The organism is Dysgonomonas hofstadii, assembly GCF_014196915.1.
In the GTDB taxonomy this organism is placed as follows: Bacteria; Bacteroidota; Bacteroidia; order Bacteroidales; family Dysgonomonadaceae; genus Dysgonomonas; species Dysgonomonas hofstadii.
This window is the reverse complement of record NZ_JACIEP010000012.1, coordinates 50,657-70,698: the sequence shown is the minus strand read 5'-3', so window position 1 is coordinate 70,698 and position 20,042 is coordinate 50,657. Positions and strand designations below refer to the sequence as shown.

Annotated in this window: 9 protein-coding genes; 5 read left to right on the top strand and 4 right to left on the bottom strand. The window is 39.9% G+C overall.

The window, feature by feature from the left end; all coding sequences use genetic code 11:
• Positions 1 to 12 precede the first annotated feature (12 nt).
• From GGR21_RS15390 to GGR21_RS15375, 4 genes are all read right to left on the bottom strand, one after another.
• Positions 13 to 1,509, bottom strand: a complete 1,497-nt coding sequence (locus GGR21_RS15390; protein WP_183308120.1) for a RagB/SusD family nutrient uptake outer membrane protein — start codon at positions 1,507 to 1,509, stop codon at positions 13 to 15.
• 11 nt (positions 1,510 to 1,520) lie between these two features.
• Positions 1,521 to 4,865: a SusC/RagA family TonB-linked outer membrane protein gene (locus tag GGR21_RS15385; RefSeq protein WP_183308119.1), complete on the bottom strand. Its 3,345-nt coding sequence runs from the start codon at positions 4,863 to 4,865 to the stop codon at positions 1,521 to 1,523.
• Between the two features lie 40 nt (positions 4,866 to 4,905).
• On the bottom strand, positions 4,906 to 7,137 hold the full coding sequence (locus GGR21_RS15380) for a fasciclin domain-containing protein (RefSeq protein ID WP_183308118.1): 2,232 nt from the start codon (positions 7,135 to 7,137) through the stop codon (positions 4,906 to 4,908).
• Between the two features lie 139 nt (positions 7,138 to 7,276).
• On the bottom strand, positions 7,277 to 8,794 hold the full coding sequence (locus tag GGR21_RS15375; RefSeq protein ID WP_183308117.1) for a sulfatase family protein: 1,518 nt from the start codon (positions 8,792 to 8,794) through the stop codon (positions 7,277 to 7,279).
• 209 nt (positions 8,795 to 9,003) lie between these two features.
• Between GGR21_RS15375 and GGR21_RS15370 the strand changes: the two genes are divergently transcribed.
• The 5 genes from GGR21_RS15370 to GGR21_RS15350 all read left to right on the top strand — a co-directional run bounded on the left by GGR21_RS15370 (position 9,004) and on the right by GGR21_RS15350 (position 19,916).
• Positions 9,004 to 10,569 (top strand): sulfatase family protein, encoded by a 1,566-nt coding sequence (locus GGR21_RS15370; RefSeq protein ID WP_183308116.1) that lies wholly within the window; start codon positions 9,004 to 9,006, stop codon positions 10,567 to 10,569.
• 81 nt (positions 10,570 to 10,650) lie between these two features.
• A complete protein-coding gene (locus tag GGR21_RS15365; protein ID WP_183308160.1) occupies positions 10,651 to 12,681 on the top strand; it encodes a glutaminase family protein in 2,031 nt (676 codons plus the stop codon).
• A gap of 12 nt (positions 12,682 to 12,693) precedes the next feature.
• A complete protein-coding gene (locus tag GGR21_RS15360; protein WP_183308115.1) occupies positions 12,694 to 14,070 on the top strand; it encodes a glycoside hydrolase family 76 protein in 1,377 nt (458 codons plus the stop codon).
• A gap of 282 nt (positions 14,071 to 14,352) precedes the next feature.
• Positions 14,353 to 15,747, top strand: coding sequence for a sulfatase family protein (locus GGR21_RS15355; protein ID WP_221233014.1), 1,395 nt, complete (start codon positions 14,353 to 14,355; stop codon positions 15,745 to 15,747).
• A gap of 293 nt (positions 15,748 to 16,040) precedes the next feature.
• Positions 16,041 to 19,916, top strand: a complete 3,876-nt coding sequence (locus GGR21_RS15350) for a hybrid sensor histidine kinase/response regulator transcription factor (RefSeq protein WP_183308114.1) — start codon at positions 16,041 to 16,043, stop codon at positions 19,914 to 19,916.
• The last annotated feature ends 126 nt before the right edge of the window (positions 19,917 to 20,042 follow it).

The window sequence follows — 20,042 nt, the reverse complement described above, 5'->3', positions numbered from 1 at the left end:
TGTCAATTTAGATTATAAGTAGTAAGGATTTTGTATAAGAATACCACCACTAGAGGTTATATCACTGTCGTTTATCGGTAAGAAATACCCATATACATTTTGCAGCTTGGCCTGATAAAGCGGACGGTCTTTTGGCGATACATTCTGCAAGAGTAGATTTACAAGCTTGTTTTTATACTGTCCATCATTGCGGACAGCTACTCTTACCAGATCAAACCAACGTTTTCCTTCAAAACAAAGCTCCCGCAAACGTTCGTCAAGAATCATATCTATCGCCTCCGACTCGTTATCCGACATAGGAGGATGCTGTGTATAACCAGCACGTGTACGGATATTAACTATAATTTGATAGGCTGCATCATAATCGGCTGCATTTCCCCGCATAATCAATGCCTCTGCTTTCATCAGCAAAACATCGGCATAACGATATACGATCCAATTGGCATCCCGCCGGGCCGACTCTCTCAGGTTATCATTTCCACGGGCTGTACCTGCGTATTTCCAAATTTTATAGTTCGATTCAATATAACTGGCTCCTGCCCCTCTCATATCCACTTCATCTTTTATCTCATTGAATTTAGCAATGGCAGATTCTGAAATAGCATAATTGTTACTACTACTCTCATTGTAGAACCATGCAAAAAGAGAGTTAGTCTGAAGTAAAGTCGCACTCCACTGTAATTCGAAAATGCCCTCTTCCGAATTCCCCGGATAATATAGGCTGTACCAGTTTTCTGTAGAAAGCAATGAATATAATCCGGCCTTTTCTATATTTTCACACATAGTTATTGCTCCTTCATAGTCTTCAAGCCATAAATATATATCAGCCAATAATGCGTACAGCGCCCATACAGTGCCACGCCCCTTATTTTCCCACGATCCCGGACTATAAGATACAGGAATCTGTTGTGCGCATGAACGAAGATCCTTAGCTATCGTTCCCATGATTTGTTTCCCGTCAGTTTTTGGTACACGGAATTCCTGACTATCATTCAGATACGGTTCTGTGATATACGGTACATCACGAAAGGTACGTACCAGATAGAAATAGCATAACGAACGCACCCAGATAGCTTCTGCTATATATGCATCACATGCTTTTTGGGTAAAAGTTTTATCTCGTGACAAAACATCTTCAGCCGATTGAATGATCGCGTTGCAACGGCCTATTGCATTATATAAACTTTGCCATTCACATACCGGATTGGTTGATTTGATATCTAGATTCTTGATGGCAAGCATATTTTCATTGGATGTTAATCCCGGCCCAAGCTCTGTAACATCTCCCCGGATCTCACCCCATCTTACCAATAGCTCCAGACTATTCCGGAGTTGTTGATATGCCCCCATCATCACAGCGTCGACCTCTTCCTTGTTGTTCCAGAATTCATCATTCGGCTGTTCGTTTTCAGGTTTTACGTCAAGCCAGTCATTACATCCTGTAGCTCCCAGCATCAGCAAGAGAAACAGAATTATTTTTATACTATTAGAAAAAAATCTTTTATTCATATTCTCAGGTTTTAAAAATCGAATGAAACACTAAATGCTACGCGGCGAGAGGGCGGAGTACGATTACTATCGATTGCAAGCCCATAGGCACCACTTCCGACACCCACTTCAGGATCTTGTCCCGAGTAATTAGTTATCGTAAAAAGATTATAGGAAGTAATAGATGCCGTGCCACGCGATAGCCCCAATCTTTTACAAAATTTTTGGGGTAATTTATAGGTTAATGTTATGTCCTTTATTTTCAGGAAAGAACCGTCTTCTACAAATTTACTGGATCCTAAAGAGTTATAATTGGTTCCCCACAGAGCACGAGGCACATCGGTATCGTCACCTTCATACCTCCAGCGGTTTAGTACGTTTTTCAACTGATTATTACCATTATTCATCTTCTCCAGATCATGTCTCACCATATTCACGATACTGTGTCCCAGACGAAAATGCGCAGTAGTACGCAATGTCCATGCTTTATAGTTCAACAGAAGTGTTGCACCACCTGTGACTGTTGGAAAAGAAGCACCGAGGTAAACAATATCGCGTTCATCAATTATTCCGTCATGATTAAGGTCTGCATATTTAGCATCACCGGGACGCATGCGGGTGGTTCCATCTACACGGATAGGAACCGTATTACCGTTAATATCACGGATAAGTTCTCCACCGGCATCACGTGCTAAAGTTTCATCATCGTTTTGATATACCCCTTCGAAAACAAAGCCATAAATAGATCCTATCGGATTTCCTTCCATTATTTTACGGGCATACTGTCCGTTCCCGATTGTATATTTTTCAGCCTGAAGATTATCAGGCATAGAGGTAATCTTATTTTTATTCCGTGAAATATTCACATTAGTCAAACTTACTTTGAAATCGCCCGCAGTGACTATATCGTTAAGGTTCAATATTATCTCCCAACCATTATTGACTATATTCCCCGCATTATACCACCTTATCGAATTATAACCGGTGGAAGACTGGATACTCATATTCTGCATCAGCAGATCAGATGTTTTCTTATTGTAATATTCTAATGTAAGGTTTATCTTGTTTTTCCATAAAGAAACATCTGTACCCAGATTGTAGGTAGTTACTACCTCTGGTCTCAGATTATCGAGCTGCATCCGGTTGGGCTTAATAGAAGGACGATCCATATAGGCATCTTCATATGCAAACGTACCTGTTGTATAATTAGAGTTTGGCACACGGTCGCTTTTTCCCCAACTGACTCTGACCCGCCAGTCATTAAGCAATTTCACATCTTTCAGAAATTTTTCATTCTTAGCCCTCCATACAGCAGAGATCGAAGGCCGGATCGATGTCCATCGCGAATTTTTTCCTGTATTTGAATTCGCATTCATACGGCCGGCAAGCGTAAATGCATATCGTTCGTCATATACATAATTTGAACTTCCTACAAGACCTATCTCGCGGCGTTTGTTCCAGGCCGAAGCCATGGAGACAATCTTTCCTTCGGAAGAAGGTGAACTTACTTCTTCGGCTCCACTACCTGCAGTAGAAATACTATAGCTATTATTATCAGTTGCATTGATCTGATCGGAGAAACTTGTAGTGATTGCGTGTTTCTTATTTATTGTTTTTTCATAAATCAGCTTGATATCAGCATACGTTACAGCTTTATTAGCCTGAGCTTCGACTCCCTGATTATAATTCTTATTTGCCCACTTAACATTCAATACAGAAGAAGGAAGAAACCCATTGTTTCGTATAGCAGAGAGTGTATAAGCAATGTTTCCGTTAATTGTAAATCCGTCAAAAGGCCTGTAGATTACAGCAAAATTGGCTGATACGCTCCGCAATTTGGTATGATTGGTAGATTCAAGGACATGAGCCAGCGGATTAGGGAACACACCTTGCAATGAACTCTCGGGAGCACTGAAATATTCGTCTGTCGGCATACCGGACTTATCCAGTACATACGGACTCATATTAGGCATTTTAATCATAGCCGTATTACGCACCGGTTTACGTATCTGATCGTTTACATCATATATCTCGCTCAATTCATTATCTCCGGTTCCTATTGCCAAATCCTGGGAAGTCTGCCCAAAAGGTTGATTTCTGTCTGATTCCACATAGCTAAACCGGGATTCGATACGGAACTTTTCGGAGAATTTTATGTTCAGGTTCAACCGCGATGTAATACGCTGATAGTCAAAACCCCGTGTTGTACCATCCTGATTTTCATATCCTAATGAAAACCTGTAGGTCGCTACTTCTCCACCACCATCCATAGAAAAGTCTGTCGTAGTATTCAACGTGTTCCGTGATATTAAATCTAACCAATCAGTGTTACAATTAAACTCGTTAAAATATTCATATGAACGGTCGTACAGAATATCTTTTTGATTTGTAAGCTTTTTAACCCTGTCCTGGCTAAAATCACCATCTTTGATCCAATTCCACAGAGCATCCTGCATAAGGGTAACATATTCCTGCCCGTTCAGTAAAGGTAAGGCTTTAGGTTCGAAAGAATAATTCAGTTTCTGGCTGAAAGAAAATCTCGGTTTATGCCTTCCCCCTCTCTTAGTGGTTATTATCAATACCCCATTAGCTGCACGAGGGCCCCATAAAGCTGTTGCTGCAGCATCTTTTAGCACTTCTATCGATTGAATATCGCTTGGAGCTATATTTAGCATCGTACCAAAATCCTCTACATTGGCCGATGCAAAGTTGAAATCTTCATCAATCTCGTTATCCTGCGGAATACCGTCTATCACTATTAGCGGTTCGTTACTCGCATTCAGCGAGGCTGACCCGCGGATTCGAATTGTGGAAGTAGCACCGGGGTCACCTGAAGCTGAGACAATATCGAGATTTGCCAGTTTACCCTGAAGCATATCGGTTACTGAAGTTACACTCATGTCTCCAAGATCCGATATATCGATATACTCCGATGCGGTACCAAGATTTTCTTTATTGACCCCCATATTATTTCGGCGAATGGTTTTTGCTTCAACAACAACCGCTTCCAGCGTTTTACTATCACGGCCCAGATATACATTATAAACCCGCTGCCCTGTATAAGGTACTTTTACAGTTTCACATCCTACAAAACTGGTTACAATCATAAGACCCTCTGCTTCGGAGGGGATATTTAACAGATATTCTCCCTGCAGACCGGTTATAACACCTACAACGATTCGTTGATCCTTGTTTTGCAGATAGACAGTTGCTCCTGCTAAAACACCATATTCATCCGTTACAACACCATGTATCGTTTTATTTGTCCTCTTATTCTGTTTATCAGAATTTCCGGCCTGTTGTCCTTGTTGTGCAAACAAAATAGAAGGGAGCATGCATAGAGCTGCCAATATAATAAGTAGTAAGTTCTTTTTCATTATCGGCTTGGTATATTGTAGTTTTAATTTATTTCCAGATTCAATTTCCATACATTGTACGATAATCAAAACATTCGTCAATAACATAGCAGGCACAATTAGTACGCAAGTAGATTACATCCGGTTGGGTAGTAATAGAAGATCCGCCCATATCTGTAATAGTAACCGATCCGGGAGATTCAGGAGTCCATGCGAACGATATTGTTTTGGCATCGGCTTCGGTCAGAGACTCCGACATTGTAATATAGTTACCCGAATATGCATTAGGTGTCATACCGTCTGGGCCCAGACCGGGTAAGAGATAACTGTTGAGCTTATTTTTCTTCAGCTGGATAAAATAGTACTGAAGATACTTTCTCAACTCGGTTACATCTCCATTTACAACAGTAGGAATTTTCCCTGCTGCAATAGCGGCAGTTACGGCATCATTTGTCGGAAAAAATATTATCGCATCAGCCATAGGACTTACCAGTCCTCCACTGTTATTACCTATACCCGCCTGAACCATCAGTTTCTTAAACTCCTGAAATTCGGCAAGTTTTCCTGTTTCTGAATATGGCCCTACCCGTGCAGGTATAGTCCTGTCCAATTGATAAACGACACCATTTTCGGTATCAAATTTAGCTTTCACCGAAAGAGCCTTACCTGAATAGTCATAAAGAATCTTATTTCGTATATAGAAATAGTTTTTTTCATCCTTTGCCACAAAATAACGAAGATCGTCTGTATTTTCCAGAGCCGGCAGTTCTCCAAAAAGGAATTGCGACAGCAGCAGATTTGAAACCGCATTGGCAGCCATATTCCCGGCTTTATTACGAAATGTATAATTGCCATGTCCTATAGTACTCTCGGCCGATGAATAACCTTCAACAGCTAAATCCTGATCATCTTGTATAAATAAGGTAAAACGGTTGTTAGCATCTACCATTTGCTGATACATATTCTTTATATTGAAAGCATTGGCATAGAATGTAAACTGCGGGTAACGGAATAAAGGTGCTGTCATGTGGGTAAACACTGCAGGCTGAAACACCTTTTTCATACCGTATATAACTCCATTGGAGCAATATTGTATCGCTGCCATTTCTGAAGATGAAACGCTGAAACGTTCGCCGTTTACACCATTAATCGGATTCTTTTCCAGTTCGGATGGAAATATAAAATCTTTTCCACCATATGCATGAGCTCTCAGGAAATGATAAATGGCATTTTTGGGAATTACACTTATGAAATCTTCCTGAGTATATGTACCATATTCTCTGAAAAAGTCTTTCAGATAAGGTTCTAAAACATCATCGGTAGGAAGAAAACAATTGGTAGAGTAGCGTAGCATGCGATCGAAAACAACTCCACTTTCATCGTGATATGTCCACTCACTGGCTATTTCAGGAATTTCACCGCTGCGTGTGGGTGCACTCCAATGATAGAAGTAAAATAAAGAGTCGCCCGTAGAAGAATAATTCTTTGTAATTTCAGCATTGTACTGATAAAAATTTATTTCATCAAAAAGCCTTTTACTGATCGAATAATTATCTTTCATAGAGCCTGACAATTCTTTATATATTGTTTTTGACGGCTCTATCACTTTATCAATAATATAAAGATACCCGTTGTCTGAAGAAATGCCACTTTCAAGGACGGCTGCATTTCCGGCATAAAGGCGATCATCCGAACCTTGCCAGTTAACATCAGGAAATAACTTGCGATAATCTCCTTCAGCATCTGAAATTCCCCGGCCGGATAACATCCGGGTAGAAAATACGGGCATATATTTTTCCCGTGAGAACAGTTTCACCTTCCGCCTTGTGACAGGGTCTGTGAAATCTTCAACAGACTCACGCCCATACGTCTTATATTTATAACAAAATGACTTTTTCGTTCCCGAATCATCTTCGGAAGAACTGGTAGAGAAAGAAAGAAAGTCCTCCTTATTATAGGCGAATTGAATCATATGACAGCCAACAAGTAACGAAATATCTTCATCCGAAACCTGACTCATGTCAACAGTACCATACTTACTTTCAAGATAACTCTTAAAAGCATTATCATCTGGAGCAAAAACCGTTACGAGCCCACCTCCGTTAACCAGACGATAGTAACCGCTACGATTAAGTGCTTCAATAAAATAAGTAAAATTACCTCTACTTTCTAGAATCCGGCAAGTCGTTCCTAAAGAATATTGGTCTCCATCTTTCTGATCCGATGATTCACAGGATACAAAAAACAGTACCAATACAGAAAGTATAAGCAGTAAAGATCGTAATACTCTCATACAAATTAGTTTAAGGTTAAAATGATTTTAGGTCTTAGTATTATGACAAAGGAAATTTAATAAAGGGAAACCACCTTGTATCCGCTGTTCGAAAAGCATCAATTTTTGGTCAAAATAGCAAAAACAGCCTCATTAAGGACTATAAACCGGTATTCGTGTGTTTCATAAACGGAATTATTTGTTTCCATTCTCCTTGAGTTTCATTTTTTTGAATCTCACCGGGAGTCGACCGGCCACGATCGATATATTCTCTCATCTGAGTTATAAGGCGTGCAGCTATTTCCGGGTATTCATTTATTACATTTTGAGTTTCACCCGGATCTTTTTCTATGTTATAAAGCTGAACCAATGGCAATGTAGCTATATAATCTTTATCACGGGAATGGGTAGGAAAGCTCCAGCCTCCTGAATCGGGTGTAAAAAGAATTTTCCAATCCCCTTCACGCAGAGAGAAATTCCCGTTATTTGAATGATGTATTATATTCTTACGCTGATTTTTACCTTCGCCGGTTATAATACCATAAATACTATAACTGTCTTCTCCTTCGTTCGATGCAAGTTTGTATCCCGTTATTTCGGCAAAGGTCGCATAAAAATCGGTTAATGAAACATGTCCATGTTCGGTTCGTCCTCCGTTACGTCCCCCTCTCGAAACTATAAGGGGTATACGATGTCCTCCGTCGAAAAGATCGGATTTGTAACCACGATAAATATAACTCGGAAAATGCCCCTGTTTTTCCATCGGTTTAACTCCGGCTCCATGAAAGCATCCGTTATCTGCAGTAAATACTATAATCGTATTTTCATAAAGCCCCTGCTTTTTTAGTTGAGCTATCACCTGAGCTACCACATCATCAACCATCATAACAAAATCTCCGTAAGGAGAAAGTCCCGATTTTCCCTGAAATTCAGCCGAAGGTAATATAGGTGTATGAGGTGCCGTTATTGGCATATACAAAAAGAAAGGCTGGTCTGCATTTTGCTGTTCTATATATTCGAGAGACTTGGATGTAATTCGTTGCAGGCATTCCGAATGTTCGAAATCCTCTCCCTGTGGACCACTGCGTTGCAGGTAAATTCCTTTACCCTCCTTCGATACGCGGTTGGGAAGTGCTGTTACCCTGTCATTTTCTATATATACATAAGGTGGCATGTCGAGTGATGCCGCAATGCCAAAGAAATAATCAAATCCCCGGGTCGTCGGCCCGTCTTCAATAGGTAACGAATAATCTACCTCCCCGTCACAGTGCCCCCAATTCCATCCCAGATGCCATTTACCGATACACGCTGTGTTATAGCCTTTTTCTGACAGATAGGTAGCTATCGTCCTGCGATCCGGAGTTATAATAGGCGAAGAGAAGCTGTTCAGAACTCCGCTTTTCATTGATGTGCGAAAAGAATAGCGTCCTGTAAGAAGCCCATAGCGCGAAGGAGTACTGACCGACGAAGACGAATGTGCGTCAGTAAACGTTATTCCCTCTGCGGAAAGTTTATCTATCGCAGGAGTCGGGATAAGTGATTTTTCGTTAAGTGCCGAAACGTCACCATACCCCATATCATCTGCCAGAATAAATACAATGTTTGGCTGAGAATTACATGTAAGTGAAGATGTCAGTACTGTGACTGAAGTAAGAATAGTGTTTTTACTCAATTTCATAGTTCCAAGATAATTGGGTGTTCTAGATTGGGGTTAGTTGCTGTGCCTAAAATTAGAACAATAATATATATATCAAAAATGGATTTTTGTTAATTCCGGCTTTTGGTCATTTTTTAACCAACTATGACCAAATAATATTGGGCACTCTGTATTTATCATTCTAATTTTGTTTAATCTTCATTGTTAAAACAACTTGAACTTATAACCTGATGAATACAGTAAAATTATCATTAAGCACAACAGCGATTGTATCTTTGGCCATATCGTCCGCAGCTGCACAGGAAGCTGGAATCTCGCCGAAACTTAATTTCGTTTTCATTATGACCGATCAGCAAAGAGCCAGTCTTTGCGCCAGAGAAGGTTATCCACTGGATGTTACACCTTTTGTGGACAAGATGGCTGATCAGGGAATATGGTTCGACCGGGCATTTACCGCCACCCCTGCCAGTGGCCCCGCACGGGTAGCAATGCTTACAGGACGTTTCCCAAAAGCAACCCGGGTAAATTCGAACCATAATATAGAAGATGCAGTATATGAGGATCATTTATTTGCTTTAGCTCATCGGAATGGCTATCGTACAGCACTTGTCGGAAAAAACCATTCGTTTCTTAAACCTAAAGATGCTGACTACTGGAGTCCATATGAGCACTTCGCACAGCCGGATGCAAAGGATGAGGAAACCAAAGCTTTTAATAAATATCTCGGCACAACAGATATGTATGCCGATTATAATCCTGCCCCATTCGGAGCTGAGATGCAGCATCCTTACAGAATGGTAGATGATGCCTTGCAATGGATAAAAACCGATGATAATAAGCCATTTATGATGTGGCTATCTTTTCCTGAGCCACATAATCCCTATCAGGTGAGCGAACCTTATTATTCGATGTTTCCACCTGAAAAATTACCGCCGTTACTTACAGGACTTACCGACCTTGCCACTAAAGGTGAAAAATATGAGACTTTGCATGAAATGCAATCATTGGGGCATAAGGGCTATTATGAAAATATTGGACGATTAAGAAGTAACTATCTGGGTATGATACGCCTGATCGACGACCAGATCGCCCGTTTTGTTGAGCAACTTCGTGAAAACGGGATGTATGAAAACACCGTATTTGTAATTATGTCGGATCATGGCGATTTTGCAGGAGAATACGGATTGATGAAAAAAGGCGTCGGGCTGTCAGATGCTATTGCACGTGTGCCTTTCGTTTGGTTTGGCGGAGGCATACCTGCAAAGGGAATATCTCATGCACACGTTTCGTTGGTCGACCTGTTCCCTACTTTTTGTGAAATGATCGGGCAGGAAATACCCAAAGGGGTACAAGGCCGAAGTCTGATAGATATTATTAATGGCAGGCAATTTCCCGAAAACGAGTTTCGCAGTATCATGATTGAAAACGGATATGGCGGACAATATTATACAAAAGAAGACGGTACAGATTATATAAAAGAGGGAGCGATGCGCCAAAAGCCCGGCTTTTTCGATGAGTTGAATACCTGGTCGCAAAGCGGTTCTACCCGGGCCTTGCGTATGGGCGACTGGAAACTAGAATTCGATATGTTAGGCAACGGACTGATGTATAATGTAAAGAATGACCCCTCTGAAATAAAAAATCTTTACAACGATGAAAAATATATCAAAATACAGTTGGAGTTGGTATCCGAATTACTGAAATGGGATATAGCAACAGAAGATCCGCTACCGTTGCCCCGTCTCCGGTATCGTTTTAAGCGGAATCTGCATAATTACTTGTTTTACACTAAATAATAAAACACCTTAATGAAATAAAAATACGAAAAAATTATGTTACTATCATTATCCAGACTTAAAAAGACAATCGCCATTATTATGGTTGCTCTTTGCTCCATAGCAATTATACCTGGCACTGCCCAACAAAATAATTTACGTGCGCCGGCATACCCGCTTATCACTATCGACCCGTATACAAGCTGCTGGTCGGCTGGTAATTATCTATATGATCAGCAAACAACTCATTGGTCAGGCAATTCTTTTCCTCTTGTGGGAGCCATACGCGTGGACGGACAAACATACCGGTTTATGGGAATAGACAGTCCTACAGGCACCTATGAAGGAGAACTCGGCAGCGAACGCTATTTATCCGTTCCCGCAACACAACTATCAGCCGATGTACAGGCTACACGTACGATCTATACATTCAGATGTGGAACGGTAGAGCTCACAGTAACTTTCGCTGCTCCACTATTTCTCAACAATCTGGAGTTGATATCCCGGCCTGTGAATTATATTTCTTACCAGACTAAATCACTCGATAAGAAAAAACACGATGTACAGATATATTTTGAAGCTTCCCCGGCCTGTGCTATCCATACCGACGACCAGTTTACCGTCAGTAATGGCTTCAGGAAAGATAAACTGATGTTTGTAAGAACAGGCGCTGAAAACCAGAAAGTCTTGGGACGCCACGGAGACCAAATCAAAATAGACTGGGGATATTTTTACCTGTGCACAGAAGATAATGGTTCATCCCAATCTGTGGGTAATGTAATGTCATTGCGCCGGGATTTTGCAACCAACGGTAAACTCAACGGAAATATAAACGAATCTAAAAACTCAAACATTGCCATCTCTCGTGATTTGGGCTTGTCTGCTGATACTCAAGGGATGATAATGGCAGGATTTGACGATATATACTCCATACAGTATTTCAATAAAAACCTGCGCCCTTATTGGAACAGGAAAGAGAATAGCTCTATCGAGGTGCAATTTGCCCTTGCGTCAAAAGAATATACATCACTTATCAAACAATGCGCTAATTTCGATGAAGAGCTGATGAAATCGGCTACCCGTGTAGGAGGAGTTAAATATGCCGAACTTTGTGCTATGGCATATCGTCAGGCTGTAAGTGCGCACAAGCTTGTAGAAGCACCTAATGGCGATCTCATGTTTTTTTCGAAAGAAAACGCCAGTAATGGTTCGATAGGGACAGTAGATATCACTTATCCTTCATCTCCATTATTTTTATATTACAATCCAGAACTGGCCAAGGCGCTGATGAATCACATATTCTATTACAGTGAAAGCGGAAAATGGAAAAAGAACTTCCCTGCGCACGATGTAGGTACATATCCGAAGGCGAACGGACAAACTTATAAACATGATATGCCTGTGGAAGAGTCCGGTAATATGCTGATCCTCACTGCTGCAATTGCTTCCGTTGAAGGAAATGCAGAGTATGCCCGCAAACACTGGGATTCATTGACTACCTGGGCCGAATATCTTGTGGAAAACGGATTAGATCCTGACGACCAGCTTTGTACCGACGACTTTGCCGGAAAATCGGCACACAACGCCAATCTGTCGATAAAAGCCATAATGGGAATAGCCTCATTCAGCTATTGCGCACAAATGCTAGGGAAAGAAAAGGAGGCTGGAAAATTTTTGGCTACTGCAAAACAAATGGCACAAGAGTGGATAAAAAAGGCTGATGATGGAGACCATTACAGGCTGAATTTCGATAAACCGGGTACATGGAGCCAGAAATATAATCTGGTATGGAATAAAATACTGGATTTCGGTGTATTTCCGTCCTCTGTTTATCAAAAAGAAATCACATACTACCTTACAAAACAGAATAAATACGGACTCCCACTCGATAGCCGCCGGCTATGGACAAAATCAGACTGGATCATGTGGAGTGCAACTCTTGCCGACAATAAGGAAACCTTCGGGGAGTTCATCAATCCTGTATGGAACTTTATGAACGAAACAGTTCTTCGTGTTCCCATGTCTGACTGGTACAAAACAGATGTACCTGCGCATGTTATTTTCAAAGGCCGTTCTGTTGTCGGTGCATATTGGATCAAAATGCTGGAAGAAAAATTAAATGCTAACAAATAAAATAGTTCTAAAATGAATAACAGATACCTAATAATTTCAATATCATTACTACTATGCTTTGTCTTTAGCTCCACACTGTATGGAGAAAAACCATCGAAAAGAAAAAAAAATAAGAACAATATCTCATGGAATAAAGCGGCAGACTATTCCACCGGACTGTTAATGGACAATTTCTGGAGGGTACCGGATAACGGATTTACAGGAGATCAACCTCCATACCACTTCACCATTGGGATTAAAGGACAAGAAGACCGTTCAAACAACTACTGGCCGCAAGCCCATGCTATGGATGTTGCTATTGATGCTTATTTACGTGCCAAGCGTAAAAAAAATAAAGAGGCAATTTCTTTTTACAAAAAATGTTTCGATGAAGGCTATCGTGATCCGATTGGCAACGGAGATGTGAAAAATAAGGCAGGAGTACTTTGGACAAGCTACGGAATGCCTAAATACTCTAAAATATCCGCTTGCTTTGGCAATCAGTTTGTAGATGATATGGAGTGGCATGCCCTGACCCTGATAAGGCTCTATGAAGCAACAGAGGAAGCTGTATATTTGAAAGAAGCACAGAAACTCTATGCCCAAATCTGGGAGGCCTGGGATCTGCCTTCGGTAAGAGAGCTTGGAGGTAATGGCGGATTTTTATGGTGTTTTGGCAAAGAAGATACCCCCAGTGGGTTATCAAAAAATGCCTGTTCAAACGGCCCTGGTTGCCTTACGGCAATCAGGCTGCACGAAGTAAAGCAAAACACACCCAAAGAGCGTTACCGGACAGACTCGCATCCTGATTATGTCGATTTTGATTATCTCGAAAATGCTAAAACAGTGTATAAATGGATGGCTAAGGAGCTTTTCAATAGTGAAACAGGTCAGGTTTATGGTAGCATATCCCAGAAAAAAGGGCTTCACAAAGCCTACTCTCTAACCTACGATCAGGGGACTTTTGTTGGTTCGGCACATTTGCTGCATAAATATACAAATGAAAACCACTATCTGGATGATGCTGTAAAAGCAGCATTATACACTATTACTCATCCCGGCATAACCAAAAACGGCATGCTCCGTGATGAAGGCGCCGGAGGTGATAATTCTCTATTCAAAGGTATTTTTATCCGGTATGCTGTGGGATTGGTAAATGATCCTGCGATCAAACTTGAGACTCGTACCCAGTTTTATAATTTCATCAGACATCAGGCTGAAACTCTTTGGACGAAAGGGCTTACCAGAGATGCAAACAATAAACCTACAGGTTTTTTCACTCCCGACTGGAGTTTAAACCAACAGGAAGTAGCAAAAAAAGGGGCTGATTACCAAACCCCACGATTGGGGTGGCAAGTAAGCGGAGCTACATTGCTAGAGGCTATGAATGTCATGAAAAAGCCAAAATAGAATCGTTAAACGGATTCGCATTATTTATTAAGTTCTTTATCTATAAAGAAAACAATGAGCGAATGTGGCAATATGCCAATGTGAAAATGAAAGAGATGAAAAATAAAGAAAATAAAATGTGTAAGGATTGTCAGGTTTTAGTTAAAGGCTAATAGCCATTAGCTAATAGCTAACAGCTAAATATGTGTCAACTTTGTCAACTTTTATTTTGACTATTTAAACTCTGACTTAATCTGTAAAAATAAATGTTACTATATTTAAACCATCTAAATAAGATCTTAAATGAACACCTTAAATATTAATCCGGTATTATTAAAAGCCACAGCGCTTTCTGCAACCATACTACCGATTGTAGGAATGGCAGGGAATAAGAATAATCCCAAAGACAACCGCCCAAATATTGTAGTAATTGTTGCTGACGACCTGCTTTCTTCTGAACTGAGTTGTTACGGCGGTCAGAATTTAGTTACACATAATATAGACAAACTTGCGAGCGAAGGGGTGCGCTTTACCCACAACTACGCATCGGTGGCTATGAGTGTACCGATACGGGCATCTATGTACACAGGGCTGTACCCGATGCACCATGGCTCGTACCAGAACCATAAAAAAACAAATCCGGGTACTAAAACTTCAAACGAGTATATGATAGAGGAAGGCTATCGTGTAGGACGTACAGGCAAAGACCATCCGGTAAATCCGGCAGTCTACAAATTTGAAAAGATACCGGGATTTACAGTTGGATGTACTGCGCAGAAAGCGCCTTTTACGATAGACGGTATTCGTAAATTTATTACGCGAAATGATGACCCGTTCCTTCTCTATGTATGTAGTATACATCCTCATGCACCATGGACTTGGGGCGACCCCGGTGAGTTTGATAAAGATAAGCTTGTAATGCCTGAAAATTGTGTGGACAATCCGGCAATGCGTGAAATATACACAAAATATCTGGCAGAAGTACGTGCCCTTGATAATGAAGTGGGGGCAGTCGTAAAAGTTTTAACAGAGGCAGGTAAGCTTGACAACACCATAGTCATATTCCTTGGAGAACAGGGGCCTCAGTTCCCCGGAGGCAAATGGACTTGTTGGTATCCCGGTGTGAATAGCGCGCTTATAGCCAGATATCCATCAGAAATAAAGGCAGGTGCGGTTTCAAACGCTATCGTGCAATATGAGGATCTGTTGCCTACATTTATAGATGTGGCAGGCGGTAAAACCAGAAAAGAGTTGGACGGAATAAGTTTTAAAAAAGCACTTTATGGTAAAACTAACGATGCCCGTAAATATGCATACGGAATACATAATAACTATCCTGAAGGCCCTCCATACCCGATACGCAGCATCAGGGATCAGAAATATGCCCTTATCTGGAATCTTACACCGGAGAAAGAATACCATGAGAAACATCTGATGAAGGCTGATAATAATGTGACAGGAGTATGGCCGGTATGGAAATCATCGGAAGCAAGCGATCCTAAAGCCGCGTTTTTAATCAATCGTTTTGTACACCGTCCGGAATTTGAGTTCTACGATGTAGAGAACGATCCGTGGGAAATGACAAATCTGATAGATAAACCTGAGCATCAATCCCGAATTAAAGAGATGAAACAAGAACTAAAAAAATGGATGGATGAACAGGGAGATAGTGGTATTGCCGTAGATATAAGATTTTAGTCATTTAATTTATACTTCAAAAGTGGACTTAGGCTTTCATGTATACCTAAGTCCATTTTATATTCATATATCATTTACTCACAATTACTTACATCACATACCGTGTGAGGTTATTCATTTAACTCCGACTAGAAATAAATGCCGGAAATGATGATAAATCGAAATGCTCTTTTTACTATTCTTTCCACCAAATTTACAATAGTTTGAAAATAGTATTATTTTTGAAGGGAGAAAATAGAATCTACTTTACTATAATGCTAAAAAAGGGTCTGATTATCATTATTTCAATTTGTTTGACAGGAACTATATTGGTTGGTCAAAATTCATTTAAATGTCACCAGCTCATTGATGCCAGCAATCAGATGAGTGAATCGGTTTACAATATTGTGAAAGATGAATATGGCTTTATATGGATTGCCTCCAGGACAGGGGTAAGCAGATATGACGGGCGCAACATTAAACATTACTACCTTTCTCAATCGGAAGTCATGGAAAATAAAGACGGGCGTGAAGTCCGTCTAAAAAAAACCGCAAACAATACACTCTGGGCATTTACTGATACAGGAAGGATATATTATTACGACTCTTTATCCGACTCTTTCGTATTTTTCAAAGATATAGGCTTAGTCTCTCAATCCATTATAATGCTGGATTTGTATATAGATTCCCTGAACCAGATGTGGTTGGGAACAACAGAAGGACTTTACACAATACCTCTATCTGATAAAAGCTCCATAAAATGCGTGAATGCTGATCTATCTATCAATTCACTTACCTACTATCCCGATTCTTTACTGATATTGGGAACAACTCAGGGTGTATTATTTTTTAATATCCATACTCAAAAGTTAGAAGGTGAGCATCTATGGGCAGGCCATAATGTCATGAGTACTTATCACGATAAAAATCTAAATTACTTGTGGGCAGGCAGTTTCAGTTCAGGCATGTTTGTTTGGGATATAGCTCATGCCAAGCATTTGTATTTTCCTTATTTAACGGAGATACCTTGTGTTCCAATAAAAGCGATAAGAAAGTGGGGAGATGACTTATTGATTGGACTGGATGGAGGAGGAGTCTATAAACTCAGCCCAAAGGACAAAAAAGCTGAATTATACTTTTCTGCCGATGAAGAAAAAAAAGGGACGCTTAAGGCAAATGGCGTCTATGACCTCCTGATTGATAAAAATAATATTTGGATAGCAACCTACTCGGGAGGAGTTACCATAGCCGAGGAGAATGAAGATTTTGAATGGATACGCCATATTCCATATAAACAACAATCGGTGAAAGGGAGTCATATTTATGCTATTTTAGAAGATAAAGATAAAGACCTTTGGTTTGCAACCAACGCGGGTGTAAGCTATTATAACATCCAGACGAAACAATGGCGGCACTTTCTTGATGGACAGAATAATTTCCTTACCCTGACCGAAGACAATGAAGGGAAAATATGGACAGGGGGGTATAGCACAGGGATCTATTGTATCGACAAAAACAGAGGAGTACTAAGGCACATTCCTTCTATGCAAGGAAACCCACAGCTAGAATGCTTGTATGCCTCGCTGAATGATTCGAACGGTGATTTATGGTTTGGATGCTTGTATTCTCCTTTAGGCAGAAGAAGTGTGAAAAACGGAATAGAAACATTTACTTATTATGATATAAAACAAGTAAAGTCATTAAAAGAAATAAGTCATAATAAACTATTTATAGCCACATCGAATGGTTTTTACATTCTCAACACACAAACAGGGAAAAAAGAACACTTTTTCAATAATATAGGCAAATATAATATCAAAAGTAATTCTTTTGTTTACTCGTCTATCTTCATAGGTAACGAAATATGGTTTGGAACAGACGGAGGAGGACTGAATGTGATGAATTTAGAAACAAATGAAGTGGAAAATTTTTCTACTTATAATGAACTTCCCTCTAATTTCATTTTTGGAATGCTAAGAGATAAAAGAGGCATTTTGTGGATAAGTACTGATAAGGGGCTGTTTTGTTTCGATCCTCACGAGCGGAAATTCATGTTCAATGTAGCAAACTTACCGACAAACCAATTCCTGTTTATGTCTTTTGCTCAATTGCATGACGGACGTATGGCCTTCGGAGGTACAGAAGGAGCTGTTATTTTCGATCCGGACAATATAAGGAACCAGAAGTTAAATCCAAGATTGTTTTTTACCGACTTCCGCCTATCGTACCAGATAATCACGCCGATAAGTAACCCTCAACTATTATCCAAACCAATTGACGAACTATCCAAAATAGAGTTGAAGCATGATCAGAACTCTTTCTCTTTCGGATATACAGCTATCGATTTATATAATTCGCAGAGCTACGAATATAAGTATAAACTGGAGAATTTTGATGACGATTGGGTTGGAAAGGATGCTTCATTGTCTGCTAATTACACCAATATTCCTCCGGGTAATTACCTGTTCAGAGTTCAATGCTTTAATAAAAATGATGGCGAGATTTTAGGAGAAAGGTCGATACAAGTAGTGGTTAAACAACCTTTTTGGAATACCATATGGGCCTGGCTATTGTATATTACTATATTCAGCGGCATACTTTATTGGATTTGGAGATATTACAGAGAGCGTTTACTAAAAAAACAATCGGAAGATAAAATAAAATTCTTTGTTAATGTAGCTCACGATATACGCACGCCTTTATCTTTGGTGCTGGCTCCATTGAATAACCTGGGAGATGAGCCCCAGTTAACAGAAAAAGGAAAAACTTATCTCCAGACGGCAATGCAGAATGGAGAAAAACTGTTGCAGATGACTACTCAACTGCTCGATTTCCAGAAAGAAGCGATAAGCCCTTCTAAAATAAACCTTTCTATTTTTAATCTGAATGACCTACTGACCGGAAAATTGAAACAGTTTACTCCTTTTGCCGAACAAAGGAATATCAATCTGTATCTGGAATTACCCGGCGAAGGAATTATTGTGGAAACAGACCTTAAGAAAATAGAAAGAATAGTGGATAATCTCTTGTCAAATGCTATCAAATATTCCTATGCCTACAATGATGTATATTTAAGACTAAAATATGATGATAAATCTATCATTATAGAAATAGAAGACTTTGGAATAGGGATATCCAAAGAGAACAGGAAATATATATTCAAACACCAGTTCAGAGGAGAGAACACCATCAATTCACAGGAATTGGGATCTGGCGTCGGTTTGATGTTTACAAAAAAACTGGCCGAACAGCTAGGAGGCAATCTACACTTCAATAGTGAAGAGAATAAAGGTACCATCTTCTATCTGTCAGTTCCGCTAAAAGGAAAAGCCTTTATATCCAGCCGTTCTGAAAAAGAAAATGGTCAAAAAGAAAACTTGTTAACCTCCACATCTACCTATCGCCACGAATCGTATAGGATTTTATTGGTTGAGGACAACAACGATATGCGTAATTACTTGTTATCCACACTTTCCCCTAACTATAAAATTTATGGGGTGCCTTCAGCAGAAGAGGCTCTGGATTTCCTCGAAAACAATACTGTCGATCTGGTTATTTCCGATATTATGATGGATGGTATGCAAGGTGATGAATTGTGTAAAAAATTAAAATCGGATATTCACACTTCTCATATTCATGTCATTTTACTCACTGCTATTGATGACGAATCGAGACTTAGGGCCAGTCTCGAATACGGAGCAGACGATTATATTGTGAAACCGTTCGATATAGACTTGCTGAAAGTAAAAGTCAATAATTTTCTGAACATAAGAAAACGCATCCAGCAGCATTATATTACCAAAAACAAATTAGAGAGTGCAATAGATCATATCAATAAAGAGGTAGAAGAAAAACCCCGGATTAATAATATTGACGACTTGTTTTTGGAGAAATGTATTGAAATTGTAACCCGCAATATTCCCGATAGTAGTTTCTCCATTGACAACCTCTGTTCTCAGATTGGTATGAGCAGAACTTTGGTGTATGAGAAACTAAAAGTATTGGCAGGACAATCACCCAATGAATTTATCAGGGTAATAAGACTGAAATATGCAAAAGAACTGCTCGAAAACAGAAAACACAATGTAAAAGATGTAGCCCTGCTTTCCGGATTTGACAATGTAAAGTATTTCAGTACAGTTTTTAAGAAATACTATGGACAAAGTCCGTCTGATATTTTATCCTCCTGATTATTTCCGGATATATCCATTCTATTTGGTTCTATTCCAAGGCTTGAATGTTAAATGTTAGCAATCGAACCTATAAGTGATAGAATTCAAACCCCCTTTTTCAACATTATAACTACTATTGCACCA